Genomic DNA, 16,506 nt, shown 5'->3' on the forward strand with positions numbered 1-16,506 from the left:
AAAAATTAGTCGATTCACAACGCTTTTTGGCCATGCTACCCTTCTGATAACCGGAGTGCTGCATGACCACCGAACGTGTCACGATTCAGGTAGAATCCAACATCGGAGAGGATGGACCTCTCACGGTGTTCGACACGCTCGACCAGTTCAAGGATGCGTTTGAGCTACTGACTGCTGCGATTTCGCAAGAGCCGGGAGGCGAGAAGATTCGCTGGCGGCTAGAACACCTATCCAAGAATTCTCCCGCCACCGTGACTGCTGTCGCATACACTGATGACCCCGAAGTCGTAGCAGGCCCGCTAGTTCATCGCGGTAAGCAGCGATTCTCGCGCGATATGGCTGCGCTCCGGGAGGGGGGCTCAGTGTCGCCATGGCTTCGCCAGAAGTCCTCCGTCGCTAAGCAATTTCTGCGTCGCAACCTCAATGGGGTTGGGAAGACGGCAATTGTTCTTGAGGAAGACGCCCCCCAAACCATCTTGGTTGAACGTTCGGCCAGGGCTAGTTTGAAGTCTCTTGAACGCGCCGAGGCCGCTGCTGAAACTGAAGATAAGAGCCATTCTGAATTTGGGGTGATTGACGCCCATGTCGGCCGAACCGACACCTACCACGGCAAACCTGCGCTCTACATCAAGGATAGATTGAGCGGGTCGCTTGTTCCTTGCGTCTTGAGTGACGACCTGGCCGCTAAGGTGGGGCCCGCGCATAGTTGGGCTGACGCTTGGACGAACAAGCGTATCCGCGTTAAGGGTCGAATATATTACGACCGGGATGGCCAAATTTCGCGGGTCAGTGCGGTAGACATGGAAGATGTGTCGCCGCGAGATGTAAATTTGAAAGAGCTACGCGAAATCGACCTGTTAAGCGGAAAATCCCCAGTCGAGCATCTCGATAAGTTGTGGGGGTATTCCGATGACTGACCGCAAAAAGGTGTATTGGGACGCCTGCGCGTGGCTCGGTCTCTTGAACGGGGAAACGGACAAGGCGCAAGAACTCGAAGTTGTTTGGGAGAAGGCCAAGCACGGTGAGATTGAGATCTGGACAAGCGCTTTCTGCATTGCCGAAGTCTACAAGGTAAAATGCGAGGGTGGAAAAACTGGCCTATCCCCGGAGAATGACGACAAAATCGACGACCTGTTTAATCAAGATTGGGTCTACATTGCACAAGTCGATTTGGTCATTGCTCGGCTCGCGAAGACACTGCTTCGGTCCCAATCCAAATTGAGCAAGCCAAGCGACGGCATCCATCTTGCGACTGCGATTCAGTGGAACGTCGATCAACTCCACACTTGGGATTCTAGCGATCTGCTCGGTATTGTTTGCAACCGTGCAGACGGGCTTCCATTGGAAATCTGTAAGCCGTCCATGATTGACGGAGAAAACCTCTTCAACCGAGAAGGAGAGGGAAATTGAACGACCGGAAACCCCAGCTCGACAAGTTCAAGGAAGCGGCGCGCGACCTGGAGTGCGACGACGACGAGAAGCACTTTGACGAGCGGATGAAGAAGCTGGTGAAGCAGAAGCCGGTCAAAAAGCCGGAATGACTTGGCCTATGGCAAGTGGGCTTGTCGGCACACTGCTATCTGCCGCCTTCCTGATCGCCGTCGCGGATGACCCACGATTTTTCAGATTTTCACGTCGCACATCCCGCACATTGGGCAATGTGGTTCTGGGTCTGATTGCCATGGCGGCTTTGGTTTTGGTCGTCGCCGCGGTCACAACGCTGCGTGGTTTGTAAACGCTATAATCGCCAAAGAGTTCCAGCCGCGACCTTTGGGTGACATCCTTTCCTTGTATATCATTCACTAAAGGTTCAAAGGTTTTGCGTGAATGGCATACGCAAACCGTTCCGGCGTGATTCCGGTCTGCGTGATGGTATTTGAGCGGAAAAAAGCCAGCGGATATCAGTATCTTGGATGGGTATCCGGTTGGAGTTGGTGAAGAGGACGTGAAGCTTGTTCAAGAACTTGTTCGCTAAGAAGCCTAATAAACGTGTGCGAATCTCCGGAACGGAGATCGATTTCGAAGTGGGCAAGAACCAGACAGTTCTGGAGGCCGCACTTGCGCAGGGCTTTGAGTTTCCTCACGATTGCACCGTCGGCACTTGCGGAAGCTGCCGCTCGAAACTGCTGTCCGGCAAGGTCGATGCGATCACCCCGTTCGGTTACACCTTGAGTCGCGAGGAACTGACCGCCGGCTATATCCTTTCATGCCAGGCGGTTCCGCAATCCGATATCGAGATCGCGGTCGATCTCGAGGCGGCTGCGTCTCATGCGGAAACGGTTTCCGGGCGCATCGTGGAAACGCGCGATCTGACTCACGACATCAAGCTGGTCAGCTGGGAAGTGGAACGTTCAGTATCGTACAAGGCAGGCCAGTACATGAATGTCCGGTGGCCCGGTGGCCCCGGCCCGCGTTCCTATTCTTTCAGCACCGAACCGGGGGAGGGAGGGCGCACCCGTCTGTCCACCTTCATCCGCAAGGTGCCCGGCGGCGCATTCACCGAAGCCCTGTTCAAGGGCGAACTGGACGATGCCGCTTTCGAGATCGAAGCGCCGCATGGCCATTTCTGGCTGCATGACGGTGATGGCCCGATCCTGCTGGTCGGCGGGGGCAGCGGCCTGTCGCCCCTGATGAGCCTGCTTGAAGACGCCGTGTCCCGGTCTGTCCAGCGCGATGCGATACTTCTCTTCGGTGGCCGTGAGGAACGCGATCTCTATTATCTCGATGAGATCGCGGAAATCGGCCGGCGCTGGAAGGGCAAATTCGAGTTCTGGCCCGTGCTTTCCCAAACCGAAGCGCCGGGCCGGAGGTTCGGCATGGTCACTGCGGAAATTCCCGCCGCCATCGCCGAGCTTGGGGGCGTTGATGGGCTGCAGGCCTATATGTGCGGGCCGCCCGTCATGATCGATGCGGGTGTCGCGGCTCTCACATCGCAGGGCGTGCCGATCGACGACATTCATTACGACAAGTTCACTGATGCCAGCACGGGTGGAAACTGAGACCCGTCCGGAGAGGAGAAATCGATGATTACCAGCAGAGACAGTTTCTTTATCGGCAATGAGTGGGTGAAGCCGTCCACCAGCCGGACCTTCACGCTCGTCAACGCATCGACCGAGGAAGAAATCGGCACGGTGCCTGAAGCGGTCGAGGCGGACATCGACGCCGCGGTCGCGGCGGCGCGCGACGCTTTCGACAATTCCGGCTGGGCGACCGCGGAACCTGCTGAACGCGCGGCGGTGATGGAGCGCTTCATGGCTGCGGTCGCGGCGCGTGGTGCCGATCTCGCCGAAGCGGTGAGCGTTCAGAACGGCATGCCCATCGCCCTCAGCAGCCAGCTCGAAGGGCAGTTCGGTGTCGGCGTGATCCAGTATTACGCGGAACTGGCGAAAACCATCGGCCAGCCCGATGTCCGCCCCTCCCAGATGGGCAAGGAAACGCTGGTGAGGCGCGCGCCGGTCGGCGTGGCCGCGGCGATCGTTCCCTGGAACTTCCCGGTCACTCTTGCCCTCAACAAGATCGCGCCGGCCATGGCCGCCGGCTGCACCGTCGTTATCAAGCCGTCGCCCGGCACGGTTCTCGACAGCTATATCCTGGCGGAAGCCGCGCTGGAGGCGGGCGTGCCGGCGGGCGTGCTCAACTGGGTCACGGCCGAGCGTGAAGCGGGCGCCTATCTGGTCAACCATCCGGGTGTGGACAAGGTGGCGTTCACGGGTTCCACCGCGGCCGGCCGGAAGATCGCGGCCGCCTGTGGCGAACTGCTCCGCCCGGTGACGCTGGAACTTGGCGGCAAGTCCGCCGCGATCCTGCTCGAAGACGTGGATATCGGTTCCTTCCTCCAGGGCGTGCCGATGGCCTGCATGCTCAACAATGGGCAGACCTGCTATAACGGCACGCGCGTGCTGGCGCCGAAGAAGCGCTATGACGAGGTGGTGGGCGCGCTGGCCGATTTCGCGAAATCGCTGAACGTGGGCAATGCGCTCGATCCGGAAACGCATGTCGGCCCGATGGCGTCCAGTGCGCATCGCGACCGGGTGCAATCCTATATCGAGATCGGCAAGGACGAAGCGCGCCTGGTGGCCGGGGGCGGCCGTCCGGCGGACCAGAACAGCGGTTTCTTCATCGAGCCGACCGTGTTCGCTGACGTCGACAATTCCGCCCGCATTGCCCAGGAAGAGATATTCGGGCCGGTCCTTTCCGTTATTCCCTATGATGGCGAGAGCGAGGCGGTTCGCATCGCCAATGACAGTGAATATGGCCTGGGCGGCTCGGTCTGGAGCGCGGACAGCGAACACGCCAAGTCGATTGCCGACAAGGTGGACAGCGGCACGGTCGGCGTGAACGGCTATATGCCGTCGCTCGGCGCGCCGTTCGGCGGGGTCAAGGCCAGCGGCATCGGCCGGGAATTCGGCCCGGAAGCCGTAGGCGCCTATCAGAAGCTGAAATCGATCTATGTGATGGGCTGATTTTCAGTTCCATGGGTCGCAAGCAGGCGCGGTTGCCCGGTGGCAGCCGCGCCTTTGCTTTGGAGGGCCGCGATCCTGTGTGAGAGGCCCTGTGTGAGACTGTGAGCGCTGGCAGGCTTCATGCCGAATAGCCAGCGCTATCGTCGGGCAGGGCAAGCGCCTGTAGCGGCGGCTGCGCTCGGGACATAAAAAAAGCGCGGCCGGAATTGCCAGCCGCGCTTCATTTCATGCGATGAAAAGGTGCGAGTTCAGGCTGCGGCCGCAGACTGGCCCGATACATCATTATCGTTGTTCTGGAACCAGTCCGGCCAGCCGGCGCGGCGGTTCTGCTCCTTGGCCAGCGCCAATTCCTCGGGCGTCGCAAGTTCGTTGTCCCAGCGCTGCAAGGCCGGCTTGATCACCATATTGTGCCACACCGGCGGGATCAGGGCCGAGAAGAAGCACACGAACACGCTGGGCATCGGTATCCACTTCGTGTCCGGCTTCAGCTCGTGATAGGCGGCGAAGCTGTTGGTGTGATGATCGGCATGATTGGTGATCTCGAAGCCGAAGATGCGTGAAAGCGGCTTGAGGTGGTTCCAGACATGGCGGCGATTGATAGCGCCGTCATGCGTGCGGATCAGGCCATAATGCTGGAAGTAGTTGAAGCTCTCGATCCAGAAGCGGGCGCCGATCATGCCGGCAAAGGCCACGGCCACGGCCGTCCAGCCGCCGATCATGAAGATGATGGACTGGAAGATCACCTGGGCCAGGATCGCCTTCCACAGGCGATGACCGAGGCCCCAGCGTGCCTTGCCCATCTTTTCGAGATTGTCCGCTTCGGTCAGCCAGGCTTCCTTCGTGCTGTGCACGACCGCCTTGGGCGTGAAGCTGTAGAGCGATTCCCCGCGCGGAGCTGTGTCGCCATCCTTGTCGGTCGCGACATGGATGTGATGGCCCACGACATGCGCGATTTCGCGGGTCGCATCGAGATAGCAGACCTGGCAGTACTGCCCCACGAAACGGCGGATCTTGCCGCGCTGATGGTAGAGTTCGTGCGTCGCCGGAACCAGCGGAACGACGCTGAGCCAGGCGAGCGAGAGAATGACGCCGACATATTGATGGGCCGGCGCTCCGGGATTGGTGACGACCCAGTAAGCGGCGGCAAGATAGAGCACGGGGCCGAGCAGCGAACTCATCCACACGGGAATATCCGCCAGGCTCTTGTTCCGGACCTTCCGGATAGCGAAGTCATTCGGCAAAACCGAATCGATCAGGCCGAGAATGGGAAGGCTCGCGATGCCGAGCCAGACCCAGGAGCCGCCCACCACAAAACTGGCGATAACGCCCAGTTGCAGCAGCGGGCCGAGATAATAACGTGCGTAGTCCATATTCCTCTCCATCGCATTTCGCGATCAATTTCACGTTTTTTGTATACGCAAAATTGTCATGTAACGCAATCCAAAATATCACTGCGGTAGAGACAAATCCATCTGGCATCCCTATGGGGCTGATCCATGAAAATGCGCGACCTGGAAACCAGGACGGGGGTCAACCGCGAAACCATACGGGTTTATTTTCGCAAAGGCCTCTTGCCTGAACCTGAACGCCCTGCCCGGAATGTCGCCGACTATGGCGAGGATCACGTTCGCGCGATTCTCGCAGTTCGCAAACTGCACCGGCAGTCGGGCATGACGCTGGAGCAGATCAAGTCCCTGCTCGATGGAACGGGATCGTCCAGCCCGCTTGGCGCTTCGGCCTTTCCGCATCTGGAAGAACTGGTGGCGCTGCGCGTCGGAGTGGAAAACCGCCAGATTTCCCTTGAGACGATGCTTGAGGAAAATCCCTACGCCCGGATCGACGCGGAGGCGCTGGCGCGCATTGGCGTGATCGACCTCACGCAAACTCCCGAAGGGTGCGTGATGAGCATTACGGACGCTGGCCTGGTGACGATCTGGGGCCGCATGAGGGAGGCCGGATTCGACGAGAATAACGGCTTTCCGCCGGATATTCTGGGCTATTATATCGAGGCTGCGGAAATCGTCGCGGGCAACGAGGCCCGGCTGTTCCTGGAGCGGGTGGAGGGCCGTATCGACGAGGTCGAGGCGGCGAACATGCTCGAGTTCGCGCTACCGACCATGCTCGATTTCTTCGGGCTGATCCGGCTCAAGGCATTCCTGAAAAACATCGGCCAACGCACCAGGGAGGGCTAAGTCCCCTACCGAGCCTGAACCTGGCGCAGGCCCCGTCTTGGGCCATCCTTCCTGGGACCATCCCTCGAGACGCCGCTTCGACTTCGCTTGTCGGCTCCTCAGGATGAGCGGGTCAATCTGATCCGGAAGAAAGCTGGCGCTCCAGCCGATCGGCCACCCATTCCTCGATGATCTCGTCCGCGACATTGTCGACATCGGCCCAGAAGCGGCGAATGGCGAGGCCGGATATGATCGCCGCGCCTCCCCGCACGTCCCGCGCAGCCTGCTTGGGCGTCCACCCGCCCTGGATAAGCCGTTCTTCCCACGCATCGTAAACCGGCTTGCGCAGCACCGCGACGCGGCTTCGCACGGAAGAGAAGAACGTCTCGTCCTTCACGGTTTCGATGGTGATCCCGATCGCCACCCAGAAGCGATCGCTGAAGAAAAAGGCCCGGAACTCCGCCAGCATGGCGCGCAGCAGCGCTTCGCGGCCGTTCTGCGAGGTGGAGAGATATTCGTTGCTGTCTTCCCGGGCGAGTTCCAGCGCCGTTTCGATGGCGGCGAGGACCACCGCATTCTTGTCAGGGAAATGATGCAGCAGCGCGCCCTGCGATACGCCCGCTGTTTCGGCGACGGAGCGAAGCCGCAAGGCGTTCAGGCCGCCCTTGGCCACGGTCTGATAGGCGGCGGCGGCCAGCCTGGTGCGCATGGCTTCGCTGCGTTCGGCTTGCGAACGGCGCTGCCGGTTAGCCTTGCTGGGCAGATCCTGTTCCGGTTTTGCTCGGGTCATTCGTTTCCATCTAGCCAGATATGCGCCGGAACCAGTTCGATTGCATGGAATGTGGAACTAATCATGTGTCGCACTTGCGACAAGTCCTGCAAATGAAAAGGTTCAAGGGCCGGCACGGCGGTCCGGGCGGCCGCCTGCATGGGAGGCTGGGCACCCATGGCGGCGGATCGTGGAGGCCGGCCTGCCACGCAATTTGCGTCCGCATGTTGCAATCCTGCAACTGTCCTCTCAATACGATGATTATAAAGGGTAAAAATTCGTATTCCGAGGTTTTGCGGGGTTTGCGGCCTTCGCCCCGTGCTTGACAAATACTGCTCGTGCCGCATTGGTCCTACCAATGCAATCCCGATCATGAGGATGCATATCAGGGAGAAGGTCATGAGCTTTACCAGAACCTTTGTGCGGGGCCTGTTGTGCGCTTCCGTAGCTATTCCCGCCGCTGCGATGGCGCAGGCGGCCAGCAATTCAGCGCCGGACCCGGCGGCCGAAACATTCGGTGCCGGAGAAATCGTCGTCACCGCGCAGAGGCGGGCGGAGCGCTTGCAGGATATTCCGGCAACCATCAGCGCGCTCGATGCCGATGCCCTGGCCAAGTCGGGCGTGCTCGACATCACCAATGTGGCCCCGCGCGTTCCCGGCTTCTATGCGGGCGGCTTCGGCGCCAGCCGGCCGCAGCTCTATATTCGCGGCATCGGCACCCGCCAGTTCGACCCGGGCAGCGAATCCTCGGTCGGCGTGTTCGTCGATGAAAGCTATCTCGGCCGCACCGGCGCGGTGCTGGGCGCGCTCAAGGATATTGAGCGCGTCGAAGTGCTGAAAGGGCCGCAGGGCACCTTGTATGGCCGCAACACCATCGGCGGCGCGATCAACGTCCTCACCAAGGCGCCCACCGACGAGCTGTCGGCGGAGTTCGAGGGCACTTACGGCAATTACGATTATATCGACGTGTTCGGCGCTATATCCGGCCCGATCGCGGGGGATGTGTTGAAGGCGCGCGCGGCGCTCTGGCATTCCAAGCGGGATGGCTATGTCACGAACCTTACTACGGGCAATCGCCCGCAGGGCCTGGACAATTGGGGCGGCCGCCTGCGTTTCGAGATCAATCCGTCCGACAACGTCAAGATCGACCTGATCGGCGAGATCATGCGCGACAAGGGGCGCTCGTTCCAGGGCGAGAGCATCGGCAATGTGCTCGATCCGACCAATACGCTGCTCGGCAACGCCAATGACGGCCAGCAGACCCTGAGCGATAACCCCTACAAGCAGTATTACACCACCGACCCGGCCTTCGACCGGAATATCGATTCTTTCACCGGCAAGGTCGACATCGATCTGGGCGGGGCTTCCTTCGTTTCGGTGACGTCCTATCGCAAGATGAAATACACAGACGATCGCGATTTCGACAACACCAGCAACGATGTCATCCGCCAGATCACGGCGGAGCGGTCGAAGCAGTTCACCCAGGAATTCCGTCTCGTGTCCGATCCGAACGGATCGTTGTCGCTGGGCGGGCTGGTCGACTGGATCGTCGGCGTCTATTACTACCACGACAAGAGCTTCCATTCCGACACCTTCGATTTCGGGCCGGACAGCATAGTCGGCGAAGGCGGGGTCGACGTTACCTTCGGCAATTACAAGACCACCAGCACCGCGGTGTTCGGGCAAGCGACCTTCCACATCACGCCTACCCTGGATCTGACCCTGGGCGGGCGCTACACCGAAGACAGGAAGCGCGCGCAGCTGGGCGGGACGACTACCGACGCCCTGCCGCTGGTTCCGGCCAATTTCCTGGTCGACAATCCCAAGGTCAAGTTCACCAGCTTCGATCCGAAGATCACGCTTTCCTACCGGCCCAATCGCGACCTCAATCTCTACGCGACCTATAGCCAGGGCTTCAAATCGGGCGGCTATCAATACACCCCGCTCACCGCGACCCAGGCCGGCCTGATTTTCCAGCCGGAAGAGATCGACGCCTATGAAGTAGGCGTCAAATCCGTCTGGGGCGGCGGGTTGGCGCGCGTCAACGCCGCTGCATTCTACTACGATTACAAGAACCTGCAGGTTTCGACGGTTGTCCAGCTGCCGGACGGTTCGACGCCGAGCCTCATCACCAATGCCGGCACCAGCGAGATCAAGGGCGCGGAACTCGAAGTCAGCCTGGAGCCGGTCAAGGGCCTGACCTTCAACGCGGCCTATGCCTACACCGATGCGAAGTATGACAGGTATCTTGGCCCGCCGACTGCCGCCTTCCCCAGCGGCGCCGATTTTGGCGGCACCCGCATGGTGCGCGCTCCCAAGCATTCGCTCAATCTGAGCGGCGAGTATGTCCTGCCGATCGGGGATGAGAGCGATGTCACCTTCCGGGCCGACTATTCCTACATCAGCAAGTTCTATCATGAGCCGGGCGAAGGCCAGCTTGCCTACGGGACGACCATCCCGCTGACCGTGGAGGACGGGTATGGCCTGCTGAATGCGCGGATCACCTACAACATGGGCGGCTTCTATGCTTCGGTGTGGGGGCGGAACATCACCGACAAGCTCTACCGCAGGACGATCCTGGCCCTGCCGGGGCAGGTCATCAACCTGTATGGCGAGCCGCAAACCTATGGCATAACCATCGGCTACAAATATTGATCGATGCCCGGCCGGGCGGTTGCCGCCCGGCCGGAATTTTATTCGGGAGCATGGTCATCACATATCAGTTTCTACGCTTCGAGCAGCGCGGAGAGATCGGCATCGTCACTCTGGACCGGCCGGATCGCCTCAATGCCCTGAATCCCGGCCTGATGGAGGAATTGGCGGCCTGCTTCACTGCGCTGCGCGGCCGGCATGATGTCAGGGTGGTATTGCTGCGCGGCGAGGGGCGCGCATTCTGCGCCGGGGCCGATCTGAATTCCGATGCCATGGTTCCCGATGGCCCCGGCCGGGCGCAGAAGCAGGTGCGGATTCAGAAGATCGCGTCCGGCATCGTGGCCGCGATGCGCGATTGCCCCCAGCCGATCATCGCCCTGCTGAAAGGGCCGGTCTGCGGCGGCGGCTTCTCGATCGCGCTGGCGGCCGATGTCCGCCTCGCGACGCCCGATACGCGGATGAACGTGGCCAATCTGAAGGTCGGCCTGGGCGGCCCGGATATGGGTTCGGGCTATATGCTGCCACGGCTGATCGGCTGGTCGGCGGCGGCCGCGCTGATGTTCACCGGCGATTTCATTCAGGCGGAGCGCGCCTGTCAACTCGGGCTGGTGGCGGAAATTGCCGATCCGGACGAACTCGACCGGGTGGGCGAGGAATGGGCAGGGCGAATGCTGGCCGCATCGCCGATGGGCCTTCGGCTGACCAAGGAATCCCTCAATCAATTGGTCGATTGCAATGGGTTGGCTGCGGCTCTCGCCATGGAGGATATTCAGCAGACCCTGCTGCTGGGCACTGCCGACCACAGGGAAGCGGTCTCGGCCTTTCTCGAAAAGCGCAAGCCGGATTATCGGGATGAGTGACATACCTCGCCGGGGCGCATTGGCAGGGGGCATGATGAATGTTCCCATGCTGCTGTCCGAACTGATCGATTACGCCGCCGACTATCACGGGCATGTCGAAGTGGTCGGCCGCAGGCTCGACGACAGTCTGCAGCGAGAGAACTGGAGCCTCATCCGGGCCAGGAGCGCGCGCATCGCGAACGCGCTCATCGCGCATGACTATGACGAGAATGCCCGGATTGCGTCTCTGGCCTGGAATACGCTCGATCACCTCGGGTTATTCTACGGTGTGCTCGGCCTGGGTATCCCTCTGCACACGTTGAATCCCCGTCTGACCGCGGATGATCTCGCTTACATGGCGGAGAAAGTCGGCGACGATCTGTGCTTCCTCGATGCGGGAAATGTCGCGCTGGCGCTGGAACTTGCGCCGCTTGCCCCGGTCATCAAGCGGTGGGTGTTCTTCGGAGACACGCTGCCTGACGGGGCCGAGGCGCTGCCGGGGATCGTCACAATCGGCGAATTTCTGGGAGATGCGGCGGCGGACATTCGCTGGCCCGGCTTCGAGGAAGATCGTGCCGCCACGATCTGCTTCACCTCCGGCACGACCGGGCGGCCGAAGGGGGTGATCTATTCCCATCGTTCGATAACCCTTTCCGCGATGAACATGTCCATGGCGGACATGTATGCTACCAGCATCGGCGGCGAAGCGGAGACGGTGCTGCCGATCGCGGCGATGTATCACGCCAATGCCTGGATGATGCCGTTCACGGCGCCCTTGAATGGCCAGAAGCTGGTGCTGCCGGGGCGGCGGCTGGATGCGGCGGCGGTGCTCGATCTGATCCTTTCGGAAGAGGTCACTCTGGCCGGTGCGGTGCCGACGATCTGGCTCGATGTCATCGGCGAGATGAACCGGCGCGGCATCGAACATACCAGCCTGCGCACCGCCCTTGTGGCGGGAACGCCGCTGCCGCCTGCCGTGGCGGACGCCTTGGCCGAAAAGGGCATTACCTCGCGACAGAGCTTTGGCATGACCGAAGTTCCGGGCGCGGCCCGTGGCGCTCCGCCGCGCGGCTCGGCGGCTCTCGATGCTTCGACTCAGCGGCAGCTCGCCGTGAGCAGGCAGGGGCGGGTGGCGTTCCAGGCGAAATTCCGGCTTGTCGATGAACAGGGCAATCCATTGCCGCATGACGGCAGTAGCCGGGGTTTGCTCCAGGTTCGCGGCGCTACCGTCTGCGGGCGCTACATGGATGAAGAAGGCCCCGTGCGGGAATGGCTGGATACGGGCGACATCGGCGTGATCCATCCGGATGCGACGATCGAGATCGTGGATCGCGCAAAGGATGCGATCAAGTCCGGCGGGGAATGGATAAGCTCCCCTCAGCTCGAGGCGGCGGCTTCGAGCCATCCCGGCGTAAGGGAAGCGGCGGTGATCGCCATCCCGGACCCCCGGTGGCAGGAAAGGCCGCTGTTGATTTGCGTAGGCGAGCCGGATGCGCCCGATCGCCCCGGCGATGACGAGTTGCGCCGGCACATGCAAAGCCATGTCGCGAAGTGGTGGCTGCCGGAGCGGATCGAATGGGTGGACAGCCTGCCCAAGACGCCGACCGGAAAGCTCGACAAGGTCGCTCTGCGCCGCGAAATGAATCTGGAAAGACTGTGACGCTCCCGCTCGAACCGCAAATTCGCGAACTGTTCGCGAAGGAACAGGCCGAGGCCAGGCCTGCGGTTACGGCTGCCGATATTCCGGCGAATTACGAGTGCATCACGGATGAGTGGCTGACCGGGATCGTTTGCCGCGATGTGCCGGGCGCGCAAGTGGTCGCGCATGAACTGGACGAGCCTGACGAAGGCACCAACAATCGGCGCCGTATCGAACTGGAGTATAACGCGGCCGGGCAGCAGGCGGGGTTGCCGGCGTCCGTATTTTGCAAGGCGACGAGCGGTCTGCGCAACCGGCTGATGTTGGCCCATTCCGGAGCCATTCGCTGCGAAGTCGGCTTCTACAAGCATGTGCGGCCGCATGTGGATTTCGAAGTGCCCTTCGCGTTTCATGCCGATTACGACCCGCGGAGCTTCAACTCGATCATCGTGCTGGAAGATTTGCGCGGGAAGGGCAGGTTCCTGGACCTGGAGCGCGACGGATCGCCGGAATTGATGCGCGAGCAATTGTCGCTTCTGGCCAAACTGCACGGACGATGGGCAGGCGCGCCGGATCTTGCCGAACGTTTCGCCGCCCTGCCGACCTGGGAGGAGCGGTTTCGCGGGCTGATGATCGTCAATCTCGAGCGGGCTTGCCGGGAAGGGCTGGAACATGCCCATGCCCGCGCGCTTGTCCCGCCGCGCCTGTGGGATAATCGCGACAGGATCTGGCCGGCAACGCTGGCCTCGCTTGAAACCCAGGCGAGGTTGCCGCGCGGCCTTGGCCATGGCGATGTTCATCTGCACAATTGGTATCGGCTTGAGGACGGCACGCTCGGGCTGGGCGATTGGGGGGTGGTCCATCGGGGACATTGGGGGCGGGATCTGGCCTATTGCCTTGTGGCCGGGCTTTCGGTGGATGAACGCCGCGCCTCTCAGGATGAACTGCTTGCCCATTATCTCGCGGAGCTGAAGAGGCAGGGCGGCCAGGATATTTCGCTTGAAGATGCGAAGGCCATTTGCCGCCAGGCGATCATGACCGCGCTGGCCTTCTGGACCATGACGGTCGCTCCGGTTCCCGAAATGCCGGACATGCAGCCGCCCAAGACGGCCCTGGCGTTTACCGCAAGGCTTGCGGCAGCCGTAGATGACTGGGAGTCTCTGGACGCGTTTTGATGCCGACACTTGTTCGGCTCTGGCAGAGAAGGTAAGTCGAGTTTCCATGAACTCCACTTCCCTCAAGAAACGCCCCGCCGCCCAGAAAGAGCGCGTTTTCGAGAAGGTTCGCGATGCGGTTCTTGCAGACATAAAAGCCGGGGAACTGGCGCCCGGCGACAGATTGCCGAGCGAGCGGGAGCTTTCGAGCAAATATTCGGCAAGCCGCTCCGCCGTTCGCGAAGGTTTGCGGGCACTGGAAACGTCGGGGGTGCTGCGCTTCGCCAAGGGAACGTCGGGCGGCGCTTTCGTCCGTGAACGAAGCGCGGATGGCATCGCCCGTTCCCTGCATGACATGATTATTCTCGGGCGAATGCCGCTGGCCGACATCATGGTGGTTCGGCGCAGCTTGCTGCTGCTGGCGATCGACCTGGCGGTGGAACGCGCGACCGAAGAGGATTTCGCCCGGCTCGATGCGAATATCGAGGAAATGGCGGCAGCCATTGCGACCGGCGATCCTTCGGTGACGACCGAACCTGTCATGCGCTTCAATCGCCTTCTGGGAAAATCGTCCCATAATCCCGTTCTCGAGCTGGTGATCGATACGGTTTCCGCAATCATGGCCGAAGTGCTCAACAGGCTTGGCTTGCCGACCGTGATAGATCTCGTCTCTCCACGCCGCGTAATTGTCGCGCATCTGCGGAACCGCGATGCCGATTCCGCCAAGGAGGCGTTTGCCAGCCATTTGTCGGTGACTACCCGCTATGTGCTGGAAAGGGCCGATCTCGAAGGACCGGCAATCTGATTTGAATGGTTGGACCATTCGGCCGCTCCTGCTACAGGCCAGCCACCATTCCCCCAGGAGAGGCTCATGAGCCATTTCGAAGAAAAGGATTATCTGCGTCATTCGCCCGATGAATCGGGCAAGATGCGGGATTCGCTGTTCTGGCAAACCATGTTCGGCGAGGAGCAGCTGGGCTTCCAGGCCTATCTGTATGTGACAGCCAAGGGGAAAGCCGGCTTCAACGTCATCCTCTGGGGCGAAGGCAAGCCCCTGGGCTTCGACCGCACGGAGGGCGAAATCCCGCAGGGCATGGATTTCGACGATTTTCAGCTGGGCAGCCTGTCCTTGCAGAACACGGGGCTGGGTGCGCCTGCGCGGCTCGCCTATGACGGGGAGCGGATGAAGTTCGACTTCACCTTCACCGGCAGCCATGCGCCCTTCAGCTATCATGCCAATCCGGATGGCCTGCCGCAGTGGATGGCGCGCAACAGGTTCGAGCAGGGCGGGCGGATCAAGGGTTGGATCGAGGCCAAGGGCAAGCGGCTGGAGTTCGACCAGCCCGGCCATCGCGATCACAGTTGGGGCAACCGCAACTGGGGAATGCCCCAGCACTGGAAATGGTTCTGCGCCTATACGCCCGATGGCTCGATTACCTTGAACGGCTGGATCTGGATCGCGCGGGGCGAGATGGGCTGCGCCGGCTTCGTGCATCGCGATGGGCGGACGATTCCGGTTGCGACCATTCGCCAGAGCGCCAGATACGATCCCGACATGAGCCAGCGCAGGCTGGATGCGGTGCTGGTCGATGCGGAAGGGAAGGAAACCGCACTGGTGCTGGAACGCTTCGGACTGATCAAATTGCCGACTGGCGACAAGATCGGCACGGTTATTCAGGAAGCGGCCTGCTCCGCAACAATCGATGGCGTGGCGGGGCTTGGCCAGTTCGAGACGCAATGGCATCAATCCTATCTGGATCATCTTATCGAGACAGGTTCGACTGGATGAGCTGGCAATGGGATGACGAAACGCTTACCGGCCTGGCCCGCATTCTTGGCGAGCTTGGCCTGGCGGGTGACGGGAATTTGCGGCCGGTTCCCATTGGGGATGGCCACTCCAACCTGACATACCGGATCGAGGGGGCATCCAGTCCCCTGGTTCTACGCCGTCCGCCTCCGCCGCCATTTCCCCCCGGCTCCAATGACGTGAAGCGCGAAGCGCGGATTCTGTCGGCGCTTGCGGGCAGCGGAGTGCCGGTGCCGGAAGTGCATGTGGTGGTCGACGCTGGCGAATTGCTGGACGTTCCGTTTTACGTGATGAGCCTGGTGGACGGCGATGTCGTCACCACGCAAATGCCTCAGCGCTTCGCACGGCCCGAGCAGGCCCGAGCGATGGGATTCGAGCAGGTCGATGTCATTTCTCGCCTCCATTCCGTCGACTGGCGCGGAGTAGGCCTTGAAACGCTTGGGCGCCCTGAGGGATTCAACGCGCGCCATCTTGCGCGGCTTTCGTCTCTGGTCCGGGACGCGGAAGGCAGCCTCTTCCCCGAATTCGCGCCAATCCACGCTTGGCTTGAGGCCTATTGCCCGGTCGAGAGCGGCGCCGCGCTGATCCATAATGATTGCCGGATCGGCAATGTGATCTGGGCGCCGGGCGAAACTCCGCGTATCGCGGCGGTGCTGGATTGGGAATTGGCGACCATCGGCGATCCGCTGATGGATTTCGCCTATGTGGTGGCTTCGCTCCCCCGCGAAGGGCGGTCACGCACCCCGGTGCAGGATCTGGCGACGGCCTGCCTTGCCGAAGGCTTTCCGGATACTTCGGAACTGGCCGGCCGGTATCGCGAGGATACCGGAGCCGATCTCAGCAATCTTGGCTGGTTCCTGGCGATGGTGAACTGGAAGCTGGCCGCCCTTTATGCCTATTCGCGGCGCAAGGGCGACGATCCCTATTTCGACGATGACAGCCATGTCGCCCGCTTTCTGGCGGAAGCGGCTCATCATGCGGGGCTGCCGGCCTGAGGGTATAATCCCGGGCA

15 protein-coding genes are annotated in these 16,506 nt (G+C 61.3%); 13 read left to right on the forward strand and 2 right to left on the reverse strand.

From position 1 onward, the window contains the following. The first annotated feature begins 62 nt into the window (after nt 1-62). The 5 genes from U8326_RS03475 (at nt 63) to U8326_RS03495 (ending at nt 4,463) form a co-directional block, all read left to right on the forward strand. Complete coding sequence (locus tag U8326_RS03475) at nt 63-917, forward strand: hypothetical protein (protein WP_324741099.1); 855 nt, start codon at nt 63-65, stop codon at nt 915-917. Continuing rightward, nucleotides 910-1,410 carry a type II toxin-antitoxin system VapC family toxin gene (locus tag U8326_RS03480; protein WP_324741101.1) on the forward strand — a complete coding sequence of 167 codons (501 nt, stop codon included), beginning with the start codon at nt 910-912 and terminating at the stop codon, nt 1,408-1,410. The genes U8326_RS03475 and U8326_RS03480 overlap by 8 nt, the downstream gene beginning before the upstream one ends. After that, nucleotides 1,407-1,541 carry a hypothetical protein gene (locus U8326_RS03485; RefSeq protein ID WP_324741103.1) on the forward strand — a complete coding sequence of 45 codons (135 nt, stop codon included), beginning with the start codon at nt 1,407-1,409 and terminating at the stop codon, nt 1,539-1,541. Before U8326_RS03480 ends, U8326_RS03485 begins: the two co-directional genes overlap by 4 nt. Before the next feature lie 450 nt (nt 1,542-1,991). Then, nucleotides 1,992-2,999, forward strand: coding sequence for a 2Fe-2S iron-sulfur cluster binding domain-containing protein (locus tag U8326_RS03490; RefSeq protein ID WP_324742382.1), 1,008 nt, complete (start codon nt 1,992-1,994; stop codon nt 2,997-2,999). Between the two features lie 24 nt (nt 3,000-3,023). Further along, on the forward strand, nt 3,024-4,463 hold the full coding sequence (locus tag U8326_RS03495; protein WP_324742383.1) for an aldehyde dehydrogenase: 1,440 nt from the start codon (nt 3,024-3,026) through the stop codon (nt 4,461-4,463). Nucleotides 4,464-4,711: 248 nt separating this feature from the next. Here U8326_RS03495 and U8326_RS03500 read toward each other — a convergent pair whose 3' ends face one another. Continuing rightward, on the reverse strand, nt 4,712-5,833 hold the full coding sequence (locus U8326_RS03500) for an alkane 1-monooxygenase (RefSeq protein WP_324742384.1): 1,122 nt from the start codon (nt 5,831-5,833) through the stop codon (nt 4,712-4,714). A 126-nt stretch (nt 5,834-5,959) separates the two neighbouring features. On the opposite strand from U8326_RS03500, the gene U8326_RS03505 reads away from it, so the two are divergent. Next, on the forward strand, nt 5,960-6,655 hold the full coding sequence (locus U8326_RS03505; protein WP_324742386.1) for a MerR family transcriptional regulator: 696 nt from the start codon (nt 5,960-5,962) through the stop codon (nt 6,653-6,655). 112 nt (nt 6,656-6,767) lie between these two features. On the opposite strand, the gene U8326_RS03510 is transcribed toward U8326_RS03505, so the two are convergent. Further along, a complete protein-coding gene (locus tag U8326_RS03510) occupies nt 6,768-7,424 on the reverse strand; it encodes a TetR/AcrR family transcriptional regulator (RefSeq protein WP_324742387.1) in 657 nt (218 codons plus the stop codon). Between the two features lie 378 nt (nt 7,425-7,802). Here U8326_RS03510 and U8326_RS03515 point away from each other — a divergent pair, with 378 nt between their 5' ends. The 7 genes from U8326_RS03515 (at nt 7,803) to U8326_RS03545 (ending at nt 16,489) form a co-directional block, all read left to right on the forward strand. Further along, nucleotides 7,803-10,058 (forward strand): TonB-dependent receptor, encoded by a 2,256-nt coding sequence (locus U8326_RS03515; protein WP_324742388.1) that lies wholly within the window; start codon nt 7,803-7,805, stop codon nt 10,056-10,058. A gap of 50 nt (nt 10,059-10,108) precedes the next feature. Beyond that, the gene (locus tag U8326_RS03520; RefSeq protein WP_324742389.1) at nt 10,109-10,915 is read left to right on the forward strand and encodes an enoyl-CoA hydratase/isomerase family protein; all 807 of its coding nucleotides are present in this window, start codon (nt 10,109-10,111) and stop codon (nt 10,913-10,915) included. Beyond that, a complete protein-coding gene (locus tag U8326_RS03525; protein ID WP_324742391.1) occupies nt 10,908-12,554 on the forward strand; it encodes an AMP-binding protein in 1,647 nt (548 codons plus the stop codon). The genes U8326_RS03520 and U8326_RS03525 overlap by 8 nt, the downstream gene beginning before the upstream one ends. After that, entirely contained in the window at nt 12,551-13,708 is a 1,158-nt protein-coding gene (locus tag U8326_RS03530; RefSeq protein WP_324742392.1) for a hypothetical protein, read from the forward strand. Before U8326_RS03525 ends, U8326_RS03530 begins: the two co-directional genes overlap by 4 nt. 46 nt (nt 13,709-13,754) lie before the next feature. Next, on the forward strand, nt 13,755-14,492 hold the full coding sequence (locus tag U8326_RS03535; RefSeq protein ID WP_324742394.1) for a FadR/GntR family transcriptional regulator: 738 nt from the start codon (nt 13,755-13,757) through the stop codon (nt 14,490-14,492). Nucleotides 14,493-14,558: 66 nt separating this feature from the next. Further along, nucleotides 14,559-15,476, forward strand: coding sequence for a DUF7064 domain-containing protein (locus U8326_RS03540; protein WP_324742395.1), 918 nt, complete (start codon nt 14,559-14,561; stop codon nt 15,474-15,476). Then, complete coding sequence (locus U8326_RS03545) at nt 15,473-16,489, forward strand: phosphotransferase family protein (RefSeq protein ID WP_324742396.1); 1,017 nt, start codon at nt 15,473-15,475, stop codon at nt 16,487-16,489. Before U8326_RS03540 ends, U8326_RS03545 begins: the two co-directional genes overlap by 4 nt. Nucleotides 16,490-16,506: the final 17 nt, after the last annotated feature.

Origin of the sequence: Tsuneonella sp. CC-YZS046, assembly GCF_035581365.1 — a bacterium.
GTDB lineage: Bacteria > Pseudomonadota > Alphaproteobacteria > Sphingomonadales > Sphingomonadaceae > JAWKXU01.

Bases quoted from the DNA above. Each gene is read 5' to 3' on its own strand.
- U8326_RS03475 (WP_324741099.1), top strand. From the start codon at position 63: ATGACCACCGAACGTGTCACGATTCAGGTAGAATCCAACATCGGAGAG.
- U8326_RS03480 (WP_324741101.1), top strand. From the start codon at position 910: ATGACTGACCGCAAAAAGGTGTATTGGGACGCCTGCGCGTGGCTCGGT.
- U8326_RS03495 (WP_324742383.1), top strand. From the start codon at position 3,024: ATGATTACCAGCAGAGACAGTTTCTTTATCGGCAATGAGTGGGTGAAG.
- U8326_RS03500 (WP_324742384.1), bottom strand. From the start codon at position 5,833: ATGGACTACGCACGTTATTATCTCGGCCCGCTGCTGCAACTGGGCGTT.
- U8326_RS03505 (WP_324742386.1), top strand. From the start codon at position 5,960: ATGAAAATGCGCGACCTGGAAACCAGGACGGGGGTCAACCGCGAAACC.
- U8326_RS03510 (WP_324742387.1), bottom strand. From the start codon at position 7,424: ATGACCCGAGCAAAACCGGAACAGGATCTGCCCAGCAAGGCTAACCGG.
- U8326_RS03515 (WP_324742388.1), top strand. From the start codon at position 7,803: ATGAGCTTTACCAGAACCTTTGTGCGGGGCCTGTTGTGCGCTTCCGTA.
- U8326_RS03520 (WP_324742389.1), top strand. From the start codon at position 10,109: ATGGTCATCACATATCAGTTTCTACGCTTCGAGCAGCGCGGAGAGATC.
- U8326_RS03525 (WP_324742391.1), top strand. From the start codon at position 10,908: ATGAGTGACATACCTCGCCGGGGCGCATTGGCAGGGGGCATGATGAAT.
- U8326_RS03535 (WP_324742394.1), top strand. From the start codon at position 13,755: ATGAACTCCACTTCCCTCAAGAAACGCCCCGCCGCCCAGAAAGAGCGC.
- U8326_RS03540 (WP_324742395.1), top strand. From the start codon at position 14,559: ATGAGCCATTTCGAAGAAAAGGATTATCTGCGTCATTCGCCCGATGAA.
- U8326_RS03545 (WP_324742396.1), top strand. From the start codon at position 15,473: ATGAGCTGGCAATGGGATGACGAAACGCTTACCGGCCTGGCCCGCATT.